11 protein-coding genes are annotated in these 12,628 nt (G+C 68.1%); 9 read left to right on the top strand and 2 right to left on the bottom strand.

Going from position 1 to position 12,628, the window contains the following annotated elements; genetic code table 11:
- Positions 1–9: 9 nt before the first annotated feature.
- Complete coding sequence (locus H0B43_RS06275; protein ID WP_185728840.1) at positions 10–597, bottom strand: heme-binding protein; 588 nt, start codon at positions 595–597, stop codon at positions 10–12.
- 162 nt (positions 598–759) lie between these two features.
- On the opposite strand from H0B43_RS06275, the gene H0B43_RS06270 reads away from it, so the two are divergent.
- The 3 genes from H0B43_RS06270 (at position 760) to H0B43_RS06260 (ending at position 3,004) form a co-directional block, all read left to right on the top strand.
- Positions 760–1,962: a sensor histidine kinase gene (locus H0B43_RS06270; protein ID WP_185728841.1), complete on the top strand. Its 1,203-nt coding sequence runs from the start codon at positions 760–762 to the stop codon at positions 1,960–1,962.
- On the top strand, positions 1,959–2,585 hold the full coding sequence (locus tag H0B43_RS06265) for a response regulator transcription factor (RefSeq protein ID WP_185728842.1): 627 nt from the start codon (positions 1,959–1,961) through the stop codon (positions 2,583–2,585). Before H0B43_RS06270 ends, H0B43_RS06265 begins: the two co-directional genes overlap by 4 nt.
- A 149-nt stretch (positions 2,586–2,734) precedes the next feature.
- Positions 2,735–3,004: a GlsB/YeaQ/YmgE family stress response membrane protein gene (locus H0B43_RS06260; RefSeq protein WP_185728843.1), complete on the top strand. Its 270-nt coding sequence runs from the start codon at positions 2,735–2,737 to the stop codon at positions 3,002–3,004.
- 15 nt (positions 3,005–3,019) lie between these two features.
- Here H0B43_RS06260 and H0B43_RS06255 read toward each other — a convergent pair whose 3' ends face one another.
- Entirely contained in the window at positions 3,020–3,655 is a 636-nt protein-coding gene (locus H0B43_RS06255) for a TetR/AcrR family transcriptional regulator (RefSeq protein ID WP_185728844.1), read from the bottom strand.
- Between the two features lie 114 nt (positions 3,656–3,769).
- Between H0B43_RS06255 and H0B43_RS06250 the strand changes: the two genes are divergently transcribed.
- The 6 genes from H0B43_RS06250 (at position 3,770) to H0B43_RS06225 (ending at position 11,851) form a co-directional block, all read left to right on the top strand.
- Positions 3,770–5,359 carry a carboxyl transferase domain-containing protein gene (locus tag H0B43_RS06250; RefSeq protein ID WP_185728845.1) on the top strand — a complete coding sequence of 530 codons (1,590 nt, stop codon included), beginning with the start codon at positions 3,770–3,772 and terminating at the stop codon, positions 5,357–5,359.
- Between the two features lie 14 nt (positions 5,360–5,373).
- The gene (locus H0B43_RS06245; protein WP_185728846.1) at positions 5,374–7,383 is read left to right on the top strand and encodes an acetyl/propionyl/methylcrotonyl-CoA carboxylase subunit alpha; all 2,010 of its coding nucleotides are present in this window, start codon (positions 5,374–5,376) and stop codon (positions 7,381–7,383) included.
- Entirely contained in the window at positions 7,380–8,540 is a 1,161-nt protein-coding gene (locus tag H0B43_RS06240; RefSeq protein ID WP_185728847.1) for an acyl-CoA dehydrogenase family protein, read from the top strand. The genes H0B43_RS06245 and H0B43_RS06240 overlap by 4 nt, the downstream gene beginning before the upstream one ends.
- Entirely contained in the window at positions 8,537–9,022 is a 486-nt protein-coding gene (locus H0B43_RS06235; RefSeq protein WP_185728848.1) for a MaoC family dehydratase, read from the top strand. Before H0B43_RS06240 ends, H0B43_RS06235 begins: the two co-directional genes overlap by 4 nt.
- Positions 9,019–9,843, top strand: a complete 825-nt coding sequence (locus H0B43_RS06230) for a CoA ester lyase (protein ID WP_185728849.1) — start codon at positions 9,019–9,021, stop codon at positions 9,841–9,843. The genes H0B43_RS06235 and H0B43_RS06230 overlap by 4 nt, the downstream gene beginning before the upstream one ends.
- A gap of 64 nt (positions 9,844–9,907) precedes the next feature.
- On the top strand, positions 9,908–11,851 hold the full coding sequence (locus H0B43_RS06225) for an acetoacetate--CoA ligase (RefSeq protein WP_185728850.1): 1,944 nt from the start codon (positions 9,908–9,910) through the stop codon (positions 11,849–11,851).
- The last annotated feature ends 777 nt before the right edge of the window (positions 11,852–12,628 follow it).

Raw genomic sequence — 12,628 nt, 5'->3', positions numbered from 1 at the left:
GGCGGCTCGTCAACCCAGAGCGCCGGCGATCGCGTCGAGACCGGCGGCCGCGCAGGCTTGGTCCCGCATGCCGTCGGGGGCGCCGCCGACGCCGATACCCGCGATCGACCCGCTCGCCGATTTCACACTCACCCCGCCGGCGAGGAACAGTGTGCCGGGAAGGTCGGCGACCGTCGCGCCGTCGCCCTTGGCCCGATCGCTCAGGTCGCTGGTGTTCGCGCCGAACGCGGCAGCGGTGTAGGCCTTCTGCCGGGCCGCCTCGACGGTGTGCTGGGCGGCATTGTCCCCGCGCAGCAGGGCCTGCACGTTGCCGGCACGATCGACCACCGACACGGAGACGGAGCCGAGTCCGTCGGACTGGCACCTCGCGAGGGCCGCCTGTGCGGCGGTCTGCGCGGCGGCGATCCCGAGTCGGTTCTGGGTCACGACACCGCTCGCGGCGTCGTCGATCGGGACGGGTGCGGAGGCGGCCGCGACCGGAGTGGACGTCACCGCGGCCTCGTCGGTCGCGGAGGTGCCGCAGGCCGAGGTGACGACGATCGCGGCGAGCGGGATGGTGATCGCCAGAACGCGAGGCAGGCGGTGGGAGGTGCGCATCGGTAGGCCTTTCGGGGAGTGACGGCTGACGTGACCAGCCTGGCCCGGCGGTACCGACGACGACATCGGGCCGACGGCGCTCCCGGGCTCATCCGTGCGGCGCCGGGAGATCATCCGAACGGTGGATCCGCGACCCGCCGGAGGTCCGTAGCATTCATCGGCGTGACGACACCCGCGGACGGAGTGGACAGGTCGGCCGGCGCGAGCCTGCGCGGCCCGCTCGCCACCGCAATCCATATCTCCTTCTACGTCCTCCTCGCGACGTCGACGGTTCGGTATCTGACGTACCACGGTGTGAGTGGGCGATTCGTCGTGGTAACTGCGTTGATCGTCGCACTCGCCGCGTTGTACACACTCACCGCCGTCGTGGCGCGACGAGACGGGGCGTGGGAACCCTGGGTCGTGCCCGTGCTCACGACGTGGGCGGTGCTCGTCTGGTTCGCCCCCAGTTTCGCCTGGTGCGCCTTTCCCATGTTCTTCCTGTGCACGCGCGCCTACCCGAGCCGGATCGCGTACCCGGTCGTCGGCGTGCTCGCCGTCCTGACGTCGCTGGCATTCTTCACCTTCTCCGGGCGCACCGAGTGGGCGGTGCTGGTGGGTCCGCTGTGCACGGGTGCGCTGATCGTCATGGCGTACAGCCAGATCGAGCGGGACAGCCGGGAGCGGGTGCGTCTGCTGCGCCAGGTCGCGGACACCCGGTCGCGGCTCGCGGAGACCGAGCGAGCGGCGGGAGCGCTCGCCGAACGCGAACGCCTCGCCCGCGAGATCCACGACACCGTGACGCAGGGACTGACGAGCAGCCTGCTCCGGCTCGAGGCGGCCGACCAGATCTGGGCGCAGGCAGATCCGCGGACGGAGTCGCGGGCGCGCGAAGACGTTCGTGCGGCAACCGGGACGTTGCGGGAGAATCTGGCCGAAACACGCAGTCTCGTACACCATCTCGCCTCGCCCCACCTCGAATCCCAGCCGATCGACGTGGCGCTGCTCGCCGCGGCCCGGACCCACCATCCCCGGGCGGAACTCCGGGTCGTGGGCACTCCGATCGCGATTCCGGCGGAGGTGACGCACGCGCTGCTGAGGATCACCCAGAGCGCGGTCTCCAACATCGCCAGGCACGCCAACGCCGAGACGGTCGGAGTGACACTGACGTATCTGCCGGATGCGGTGGCGCTGGACATCTTCGACGACGGCACCGGATTCGATCCTGCACCGGCAGGGTCGCCGTCGGCCCGCGGCGGATACGGTCTCCGTGCGATGCGCAGGCGCGTCGAGCAACTGGGCGGAACGTTCACCGTCGAGAGTGCCCCGGGCGACGGCACCGTGGTGGCCGCCCAGATACCGTGCGCGCGAGGAATCGCGGAATGACGACCGTCACCGTGTTGCTGGTCGACGACCATGCCGTCGTCCGGGCCGGGCTGCGCGCCCTTCTCGATTCGCAACCGGACATCGACGTGATCGCCGAGGCAGGCACGGGCGAGGAGGCGATCGATGCGGTGACGGAGGCCCGTCCGCGGCTCGTGACGATGGATCTGGCCCTCGGATCCGGCATCGACGGGGTGGAGGCCATCCGACGCATCCGGCAGGTCGATCCGGACGTGCCGGTGCTGGTGTTCACGACGTACGACACCGACGCCGACGTGGTGCGCGCCGTCGACGCCGGCGCCATCGGATACCTCCTGAAGGACTCGACACCTCAGGAGATCTTCGCCGCGGTCCGCAGCGCGGCAGCTGGGCAGAGTGTGTTGTCGCCCCCCGTCGCGTCGCGACTCCTGCAGCAGATGCAGCGCCCCGAGGAGGCTCTGACGCCGCGGGAAGCCGAGTTGCTGACCCTGTTGGCGACGGGCATGACCAACAGGGAACTCGGCCGGGCACTGTTCATCAGCGAGGCGACGGTCAAGACTCACCTCGCGCACATCTACGCGAAACTCGGTGTCGACACCCGGGCCGCCGCCGTGTCCGTGGCCCTGCGGAGACAGGGCATCCGCTGACCGCAGAGGGTTCTCAGCGATACGTCCGCATGAACCTTTTGGCAACGATTTGCCGAAGCCCTGTCGAGCGGGTGTCCAGGTGGTTATGTTCGAAAGGAGCGGTGACCTTCCGCTCGCACCATGAATTGCGTGTTGAGAGGACAAGGGCCATGGTCGGCAACATCATCGGCACCATCATCTTCGGTGCGGTCATCGGCGTCCTGGCGCGTCTCGTGATTCCGGGCAAGCAGGCGATGGGGTGGGTCATCACCGTCGTCCTCGGCATCATCGGTGCGCTGATCGGGTACTGGGTGTGGGAGGGACTCCTCGGCAAGGGCAACACCGGCGGGATCGACTGGATCCGGTGGATCATCAGCATCGCTGCCGCGGCCGTGCTGACGCTCGGGTACACCGCGATGACAAGCAAGAAGCGAGTGTAATGCTGCGCCCGTGAGTCACGGGCGCAGGCACAGAAGCGTCATGTCGCGCAGCACTTTCCGGGTGCGCGCGGGTGTCGTCGGATCGGCGCTGTGCGGGGTCGAGTTGATCAGCCCGAACGTGGCGTGTGCCTTGGTGCGGGCATCCGTCTCGTCCAGTGAAGCGTCCACCTGCAGAAGCACCTTCACCCAGATCTCCACGTAGCGCCGCTGCGTCTGCCGGACCTCCCGGCGGGCGTCGGCAGGCAGGCTCTCCAGGTCTCGATCCTGGATGCGAATGAGGTCGGGTTCCCCGAGCGCGAAGTCCAGGTGGAAGTCGACGAGACCCTCGAGGGCGTGCGTGGGAGAGGTGGCTTCGGCGACCACCAGCGACCCGCCCTCGAACAGTCGCGTGCTGATTCCGACGAGCAGTTCCACGAGGACGGCGTCCTTGTTGGGGAAGTGCCGGTACACAGCGGGTCCGCTGATTCCCACGGCGGAACCGAGATCTTCGAGGCGGACGCCGACGAATCCTCGTTCGGCGATCAGGCGGGCGGCGGCGTCGAGCAGTTGGCGGCGACGGTCCGCCTTCATCTGCTCCCGGCGCGTGATCGGTGCCCCGGCGCCGTCCGTTGACGGGATCGGCGCCCCGGCGTCGTCGACGTCTGTGGTCATCGCGTTGCTCTTTTCGGGTGTGGTCTGGACAACTCAGTTAATCACAGTTATCTTAGTTTCAGTTATCGAGTATTAACTCACTCGGCACGCGCGTCAATACGAGAAGGCGGCAGGATGGCACTGGGCGGAACGACTGCACGGGAGGGCTACCGGGCAGAGCACACGAAATTGGTGGACGAGCTGAAGTCGAGGCTGGCAGTCGCGGCCCTCGGCGGCAGTGAGAAGTCGCGCGAGCGGCACGTCAGCCGAGGCAAGCTCCTGCCCCGCGACCGGGTCGACACACTGCTCGATCCCGGCAGCCCGTTCCTCGAGATCTCGCCGCTCGCGGCGAACGGCCTCTACGACGACGATTGCCCTGGTGCGGGCGTCATCGCCGGCATCGGCCGGGTGTCCGGCCGGGAATGCGTGATCGTCGCCAACGACGCGACCGTCAAGGGCGGCACCTACTATCCGATGACGGTGAAGAAGCACCTGCGGGCGCAGGAGATCGCGCTGCAGAACCAGCTACCGTGCATCTACCTCGTCGATTCCGGCGGCGCGTTCCTGCCGAGGCAGGACGAGGTGTTCCCCGACCGCGAGCACTTCGGGCGCATCTTCTACAACCAGGCCACGATGAGCGCGGCCGGTATCCCGCAGATCGCGGCGGTCCTCGGCTCCTGCACCGCCGGCGGCGCATACGTGCCCGCCATGAGCGACGAGGCCGTCATCGTCCGCAACCAGGGCACCATCTTCCTGGGTGGCCCGCCGCTGGTGAAGGCCGCCACCGGCGAGGTCGTGACCGCGGAGGAACTCGGCGGCGGCGACCTGCACTCGAAGGTCTCCGGTGTCACCGACCACCTCGCGGAGGACGATCAGGACGCGCTGCGGATCGTGCGAAACATCGTCGCCACCCTCGGCCCGCGCGCCGAGCGTCCGTGGGACGTCATCTCCACTGTCCCCGCGTCGGCGCCGCAGACCGACCTCTACGAGGTGGTCCCCACCGACCCGCGCACCCCGTACGACGTCCACGAGGTCATCGACCGGATCGTGGATGGCGCCGAGTTCCAGGAGTTCAAGGCCGAATACGGCAAGACCCTGGTCACCGGTTTCGCGCACATCGAGGGCCACCCGGTCGGGATCATCGCGAACAACGGTGTGCTGTTCGCCGAGTCCGCGATGAAGGGCGCGCACTTCATCGAGCTGTGCGACAAGCGCACGATTCCGCTGCTGTTCCTGCAGAACATCGCGGGATTCATGGTCGGTCGCGACTACGAGGCGGGCGGCATCGCCAAGCACGGCGCGAAGATGGTCACCGCCGTCGCCTGCGCCCGGGTCCCGAAGCTGACCGTCGTGATCGGCGGCTCCTACGGGGCCGGGAACTACTCGATGTGCGGGCGGGCGTACTCGCCGCGGTTCCTGTGGATGTGGCCGAACGCGCGGATCTCCGTGATGGGCGGGGAGCAGGCGGCGTCGGTGCTGTCCACGGTGCGCAGCGAGCAACTCGACAGCGCGGGCAACCCGTGGTCGGCGGAGGACGAGGAGGCGTTCAAGGCGCCGATCCGCGAGCAGTACGAGGCGCAGGGTAACCCGTACTACTCGACGGCCCGGCTGTGGGACGACGGCATCATCGATCCCGCCGATACCAGAACTGTTCTCGGACTGGCGCTCTCGGTGTGTGCGAACGCACCGGTCGAACCGGTCTCCTACGGCGTTTTCCGGATGTGAGTGGAATGACTGAAATGACTCGGATTGATACCGTCCTGGTGGCCAACCGCGGCGAGATCGCGGTGCGCGTGATCCGCACCCTGCGCGCCATGGGCATCCGTTCCGTCGCCGTCTTCAGCGAAGCCGATCGGGACGCGCGGCACGTGCGCGAGGCCGACACCGCCGTGCTGCTCGGACCGGCCGCGGCGCGGGAGAGCTATCTCGTGATCGAGAAGGTGATCGCGGCGGCGCAGGCAACCGGCGCGCAGGCCATCCACCCCGGTTACGGGTTCCTGTCGGAGAACTCCAAGTTCGCCGGTGCCTGCGCGGACGCCGGCATCGCGTTCCTCGGCCCGTCCTCGCACGCCATCGAGGTGATGGGCGACAAGATCACCGCCAAGAACGCGGTGGCGAAGTTCGACGTGCCCGTCGTCCCCGGCATCGCCCGCCCCGGCCTGTCCGACGACGAACTGATCGCGGCCGCAGGCGACATCGGCTACCCCGTTCTCGTCAAGCCGTCGGCAGGCGGCGGCGGCAAGGGCATGCGTCTGGTGGAGGAGCCGGGCGCACTCGCCGAAGCGCTGCGCAGCGCACGGCGCGAGGCGGCGTCGGCGTTCGGCGACGACACACTGTTCCTGGAACGATTCGTGTTGCGGCCCCGGCACATCGAGGTGCAGATCCTCGCGGACGGCCACGGGAACGTCGTGCACCTGGGCGAGCGTGAGTGCAGCCTGCAGCGCCGCCACCAGAAGGTCATCGAGGAGGCGCCGTCGCCGTTGCTGGACGAAGCGACCCGCGCCCGGATCGGCGAGGCTGCCTGCAACACGGCGCGCTCCGTCGACTACTCCGGAGCGGGAACGGTCGAATTCATCGTCTCCGCCGACAAGCCCGACGAGTTCTTCTTCATGGAGATGAACACCCGGTTGCAGGTCGAGCACCCCGTCACCGAACTCGTCACCGGACTCGACCTCGTCGAGTGGCAGGTGCGGGTCGCCACCGGTGAGCCGCTCGGCTTCACCCAGGACGACGTCACCCTCACCGGTCACGCCATCGAGGCGCGTGTCTACGCGGAGGATCCGAGTCGCGGATTCCTCCCCACCGGCGGACTCGTGGCCGATGTGGTCGAACCCGCCGGCCCCGGTGTCCGCGTCGATTCCGGGTTGCGGGCCGGGACGGTGGTCGGCAGCGACTACGACCCGATGCTGGCGAAGGTCATCGCTCACGCCGACGACCGCGCAGGCGCGTTGCGGAAACTGGACCGGGCGCTGGCCGGGACCGGGGTGCTGGGAGTGGTCACCAACATCGAGTTCGCGCGTTTCCTGCTCGCCGACCCCGACGTGGTGGCGGGCAACCTCGACACCGGTCTGCTCGACCGGCGGCTCGAGGACTTCGCCGCCGCGGAGGCCACCGATGCCGCCCTCATCGCCGCTGCCGCATTCCGGTGGGTGCAGCGCTGGCCCGACCGCGCGCAGTCCGACCCGTGGGACGTCCCGAGCGGCTGGCGGGTCGGGGTTCCCGCGCCCACCAGCATCCGGTTGTCGTCGGCCACCCGCACCGACCACGTCCGGATCACGGGCAGCCCGACCGACGCCACCGCGCAGGTCGAGGACGGCGACACCCTCTCGCTGACGGCGTCGCTCGACGGAACCACACTGTCCGTGGTGATCGACGGCCGGCGCGAAACGTACCGGGTGGCGCAGACGGACGGCCACATCTGGCTCGCCGGGTCCGACGGCACCACCATGCTGCGCGAGGTCCGTGAACTCAGCGTCCGCACCGGCGACGTGCACGCCGGCGAGGCCGAGATCACCAGTCCCATGCCCGGATCCGTCATCGCCGTGGGCGCCGACGCGGGCGCGCACGTCACCGCAGGCCAGACTCTCGTCGTCGTCGAGGCGATGAAGATGGAGCACTCGCTCACCGCGCCCGTCGACGGCGTCGTCGACATCCTCGTCGCACCCGGTGACCAGGTGATGGTCGACCAACTGCTCGCCCGGGTCACTCCGCACACCGACACCACTGACACGAAAGAAGACGCGTCATGACCGAATTCCTTGCCACCGGCCAGCTTCCCGACGAGTACCAGCAGTTGGCGAAGACCGTCGCCGACTTCGCCAAGAACGTGGTGGCACCGGTCGCGGCGGAACACGACGCCAACCACACCTTCCCGTACGAGGTGGTGTCGGGGATGGCCGACATGGGCCTGTTCGGCCTGCCGTTCCCGGAGGAGTACGGCGGAATGGGCGGCGACTATTTCGCCCTCTGCCTGGCACTCGAAGAGCTGGGCAAGGTCGATCAGAGTGTCGCCATCACCCTGGAGGCCGGCGTGTCGCTGGGCGCGATGCCGATCTACCGGTTCGGCAACAAGGAGCAGAAGCAGGAGTGGCTGCCGCAGCTGACGAGCGGCAAGAGCCTGGCCGCGTTCGGGCTCACCGAGCCGGGCGCCGGAAGCGACGCCGGCGGGACGAAGACCACCGCGAAGTTCGACAGCGGTGAATGGATCATCAACGGCAACAAGCAGTTCATCACCAACTCCGGTACCGACATCACCAAGCTCGTCACGGTCACCGCGGTGACGGGCTCGAAGGACGGCAAGAAGGAGATCTCCACCATCCTGGTGCCGACCTCGACGCCGGGCTTCACCGCGGAGCCGGCATACAACAAGGTCGGCTGGAATGCGTCCGACACGCATCCGCTGACCTTCTCGGACGTGCGGGTACCCGAGGAGAACCTGCTCGGTGAGCGGGGTCGCGGGTACGCGAACTTCCTGCGGATCCTCGACGAGGGCCGCATCGCCATCGCCGCGCTGAGTGTTGGTGCGGCCCAGGGATGCGTCGACGAGTCGGTCAAGTACGCGAAGGAACGTGAGGCGTTCGGACGGCCCATCGGACACAACCAGGCCATCGCGTTCAAGATCGCCCGCATGGAGGCGCGCGCCCACACCGCGCGCACGGCGTACTACGACGCCGCCGCCCGGATGCTGTCGGGCAAGCCGTTCAAGAAGCAGGCCGCCATCGCCAAACTCGTCGCCTCCGAGGCCGCGATGGACAACGCCCGGGACGCCACCCAGATCCACGGCGGTTACGGATTCATGAACGAGTACACCGTGGCGCGGCACTACCGCGACAGCAAGATCCTGGAGATCGGCGAGGGCACCACCGAGGTGCAGCTGATGCTCATCGCGCGGGAGGCGGGACTGTGACCGAGTCCGACAACGCGACCCGGATCGTCCAGCGCGGCCTGTGGTTCGAGGAGTTCGAACTCGGCGCGGTGTACGAGCACCGCCCCGGCCGCACCGTCACCGAGGCCGACAATGTGCTGTTCACCACCTTGACGATGAACACGCAGGCCCTGCACCTCGATGCCGCGTACAGCGAGGGCACCCAGTTCGGTGAGCGTCTCGTCAACTCGATGTTCACCCTGTCGACGCTGGTCGGACTGTCGGTGGCGCAGCTGACGCAGGGGACCATCGTCGCGAACCTGGGATTCTCGGAGATCAGCTTCCCGAAGCCGCTCTTCCACGGCGACACGCTGTATGCGGAGACGAAGATCGCCGACAAGCGGGAATCGAAGAGTCGTCCCGGCGAAGGTATCGTCACGCTCGAACACACCGGACGCAACCAGAACGGCGACGTGGTCGCGATCGCGGTGCGTAAAACCCTCGTCCAGAAGAGGCCGTCATGAGCTGGGAACTGCCCGGGCCCGCCTGGTTGTTCTGCCCCGCCGACCGGCCCGAGCGGTACGCGAAAGCGGCTGCGGCAGCCGACGTCGTGATCCTCGACCTCGAGGACGGGGTCGCGCCGGCGGACAAGGAAGCCGCCCGGATCGCCCTGATCGACACACCGCTGGACCCCGATCGCACCGTGGTGCGGGTCAACCCGGTCGGCACCGAAGACCACGAACGCGACCTGCTGGCACTCGACGGCACCCGCTACACCCGGCTGATGCTCGCCAAGTGTGAGTCCGCCGACCAGGTGCTGTCGCTGGCGCCGCGCGAGGTGATCGCCCTCGTCGAGTCGCCGCTCGGTGCGCTCGCGGTGAGCGAGATCGCATTGGCGGCCAGCACCATCGGCGTGATGTGGGGAGCCGAGGACCTCGTGGCCGCGATGGGCGGCAACTCGAGCCGCCGCAACAACGGGAGCTACCGCGACGTCGCCACCCAGGTGCGCTCGTCGACGCTGCTGGCGGCCAAGGGGTATCACCGGCTCGCGCTGGACTCGGTGTACCTCGACATCAAGGACCTGGACGGGCTTCGGGCCGAGGCGCTCGACGCCGTCGCCGTCGGATTCGACATCAAGGTCGGCATCCACCCGAGTCAGGTCGCGGTGATCAGGGAGGCGTATGCGCCGTCCGCCGAGGACGTCGACTGGGCGACGCGGGTTCTCGCCGCCGTCGCGGACGAGCGCGGGGTCTTCGCCTTCGAGGGAAAGATGGTGGACGCGCCGGTGCTGCGTCACGCCGAGGCGATCCTGCGCCGCGCACAGGTCGACTCGAAGGGGAAGTAGCGGGTTCCCGGTGCGGGGCGCGAAAGAGCGCGGAACGGCCGCGCTGTCGGGGAAGATGGTGCCCATGACAGCCGATCCGCAGTGGGTGCCCACCGAAGCCGACGTGCGCGACGCGGTGATCACCGATTTTGCCGCGTTCGTCGCGCGGCGCCACGGCGTCACGGTGGACGACTATCGGTCGCTGTGGCGCTGGTCGGTGGCCGAGCCCGCGGACTTCTGGCAGGACGTGTGGGACTATTTCGAGTTCCGCTCCGCCACGGACCCCGGACCCGCCCTCGCCGACGCCACGATGCCGGGTGCCGTCTGGTTCCCCGGGGCGACCGTCAATTACGTCGACCACGTCTTCCGGAACGCGCGACCCGGCACCGCGGCGATCCGGTATGCCGGCGAGGGCGTGCCCGACGTCGCTGTCGGATGGGACGAGTTGCGGTCCCGCGTGGCTTCGCTCGCGGCCACACTGCGCGACCACGGTGTCGGGGTCGGCGACCGCGTCGTCGGGTACCTCCCCAACATTCCGGAGGCCGTCGTCGCGTTCCTCGCGACGGCGTCTCTCGGCGCCGTGTGGGCGGCGTGCGGACAGGACTATTCGGCGCCGGCCGCGCTCGACCGACTGGGCCAGTTGGAACCGAAGGCACTGATCACCGCGGACGGGTACCGCTTCGCGGGCAAGACACACGATCGGCTCGGGGCGGCCGCCCAGCTTCGCGGCGGAATGCCGTCGTTGGTCCTCACGGTGGTCGTGTCCCATCTAGACCCGGACGCGACCGTCGACGGCGCGATCGCCTGGGCGGACGCCGTCGGGCGGGACGACGACCTCGAGCCGGTCGCCGTTCCGTTCGACCACCCGCTGTGGGTGGTGTTCTCCTCGGGCACGACGGGCCTGCCGAAGGGCATCGTGCACGGGCACGGCGGGGTCCTCCTCGAGCACGTGAAGTCGCTCGCGCTCCAGCTCGACATCGGCCGCGAGGACGTCCTCTTCTGGTACACCAGTCCCAGTTGGATGATGTGGAACTTCCAGACGGCGGGTCTGCTGGTGGGAGCGACGATCGTCTGCTATGACGGCAGCCCGTCCTATCCGACGCCGGATGCGTTGTGGGCCTTGGTGTCACGCCTCGGTGTGACCGTGGTCGGCACCAGTCCCGGATATGTTCTCGCGTGCGACAAGGCGGGGGTGGTCCCCGTCCGCGACCACGATCTGAGCGCGCTCCGCGCGGTGGGAGTCACCGGATCGACGCTGCCGGCGTCGTCGTCGCTGTGGCTGTCCGAGAACGTCGGTCGCCGCGTTCCCGTCGTGTCGATCACGGGTGGGACCGACGTGGTGTCGGCGTTCGTCGGGGGAGCGCGCACCGTCCCGGTCTGGCCGGGGGAGTTGTCCGCCCCGTGTCTGGGTGTCGCCGTCGACGCGTTCGACGAGTCGGGGCGGCCGGTGCGAAGCGAGGTCGGCGAGCTGGTCGTGACCGCGCCGATGCCGTCGATGCCGGTGTCGTTCTGGAACGATCCGGAGGGAAAGCGTTACCGGGAAGCCTATTTCGAGGTGTTCCCCGGTGTGTGGCGGCACGGTGACTGGATCACGATCACCGATCGCGGGACGGTGCTGATGCACGGACGGTCGGATTCCACGTTGAACCGCAACGGAATTCGGATGGGAAGCGCCGACATCTATCAGGTGGTGGAGAAATTGCCGGAGATCGCGGAGGCGCTCGTCGTCGGAGTCGATCTGCCGGACGGTGGATACTGGATGCCGCTGTTCGTGGTGTTGGCGGACGGGGTGACGCTCGACGACGCGTTGAAACAGCGCATCCGCGGCGCAATCCGCGAGCAGGCCTCTCCCCGTCACGTGCCCGATGACATCATCGAAGCGCCCGGCATTCCCCACACCCGGACCGGCAAGAAACTCGAGGTTCCGCTCAAGCGGATCTTCCAGGGCGCGGACGCCGGGCGCACGGTGGACCGCAGCGCCGTGGACGACCCCGGCCTGATCGACTGGTTCGCGAGTCACGGCCGGTAGCCGGCTGCGTAGACCCAGTCCCGCTACGCATCGATTAGGTGAGTCTTACCTTGGTAGCTGCTCCGGCTCGGGAGCTCGAGTAGTGCGGCGAAATGTGAGAAATCTCCCGCACGGTGCAGGTGCGGCGCATCTCGGCAATCGTGACGAATCGGGCAACCCTGGCAGCTCTGCCGTTCGAGGTGTTCCAGATGTTGGGACGACCATGCCGGCCGGTCGGGTCGATTCAGGGGGGATGTCGGTGGTCCGACCCTCCCTGGGCAGGTCAGCCCCCGATCTGCGCCGATCGACCTGGTGTTCTCCGCCGGGCAACCGTCCAGTTCGCGGGGAGTCGTCCCCTGCGAATGCGGTGGTCGATTATTCCCGGCGGGTGGCTCGGGATCCGTGTCGTTTTGAGACCTGCGCGGGCCTTTGGTAGACACGGTGGTTGGCAAAAACTGCGGTCACGGGGGTGGTGATTGTTCAATGCCGCGGTCGGTCACGAGATCGGCTGCACCGTACACGGAGAACAATCAGGAGGCGGCGCATGAAACTGGATATGACAGTTGTACACCTTGCCAAATTCCGACTCTCGGTACGGTATCCATCCTTCTGTTGTACGCAACGCTGGGAATGTGGTTCTGCCTGTTGAATATGAGCGCGTCGAAGATCGAATTCGGGCCTGGTTCTGGAAGTATCGAGGGTTGGGTACGTCACACCCGTACCGGTAACGGCACGGGATGTGACGCCGATGTAATTCCCGGCGTCGCCGAGGAACCGTACGAACCGAAGTTGTCATCA

Origin of the sequence: Rhodococcus sp. 4CII, from assembly GCF_014256275.1 — a bacterium.
Taxonomy (GTDB): domain Bacteria; phylum Actinomycetota; class Actinomycetes; order Mycobacteriales; family Mycobacteriaceae; genus Rhodococcus_F; species Rhodococcus_F wratislaviensis_A.
The sequence above is the reverse complement of the archived record's forward strand: the minus strand, read 5'-3'. Positions and strand labels throughout refer to the sequence as shown.

What these genes read in the sequence shown, in the direction of transcription:
- H0B43_RS06225 (WP_185728850.1), top strand. Translation starts at nt 9,908, where the DNA reads ATGACAGCCGATCCGCAGTGGGTGCCCACCGAAGCCGACGTGCGCGAC.
- H0B43_RS06250 (WP_185728845.1), top strand. Translation starts at nt 3,770, where the DNA reads ATGGCACTGGGCGGAACGACTGCACGGGAGGGCTACCGGGCAGAGCAC.
- H0B43_RS06240 (WP_185728847.1), top strand. Translation starts at nt 7,380, where the DNA reads ATGACCGAATTCCTTGCCACCGGCCAGCTTCCCGACGAGTACCAGCAG.
- H0B43_RS06230 (WP_185728849.1), top strand. Translation starts at nt 9,019, where the DNA reads ATGAGCTGGGAACTGCCCGGGCCCGCCTGGTTGTTCTGCCCCGCCGAC.
- H0B43_RS06245 (WP_185728846.1), top strand. Translation starts at nt 5,374, where the DNA reads ATGACTCGGATTGATACCGTCCTGGTGGCCAACCGCGGCGAGATCGCG.
- H0B43_RS06275 (WP_185728840.1), bottom strand. Translation starts at nt 597, where the DNA reads ATGCGCACCTCCCACCGCCTGCCTCGCGTTCTGGCGATCACCATCCCG.
- H0B43_RS06265 (WP_185728842.1), top strand. Translation starts at nt 1,959, where the DNA reads ATGACGACCGTCACCGTGTTGCTGGTCGACGACCATGCCGTCGTCCGG.
- H0B43_RS06260 (WP_185728843.1), top strand. Translation starts at nt 2,735, where the DNA reads ATGGTCGGCAACATCATCGGCACCATCATCTTCGGTGCGGTCATCGGC.
- H0B43_RS06255 (WP_185728844.1), bottom strand. Translation starts at nt 3,655, where the DNA reads ATGACCACAGACGTCGACGACGCCGGGGCGCCGATCCCGTCAACGGAC.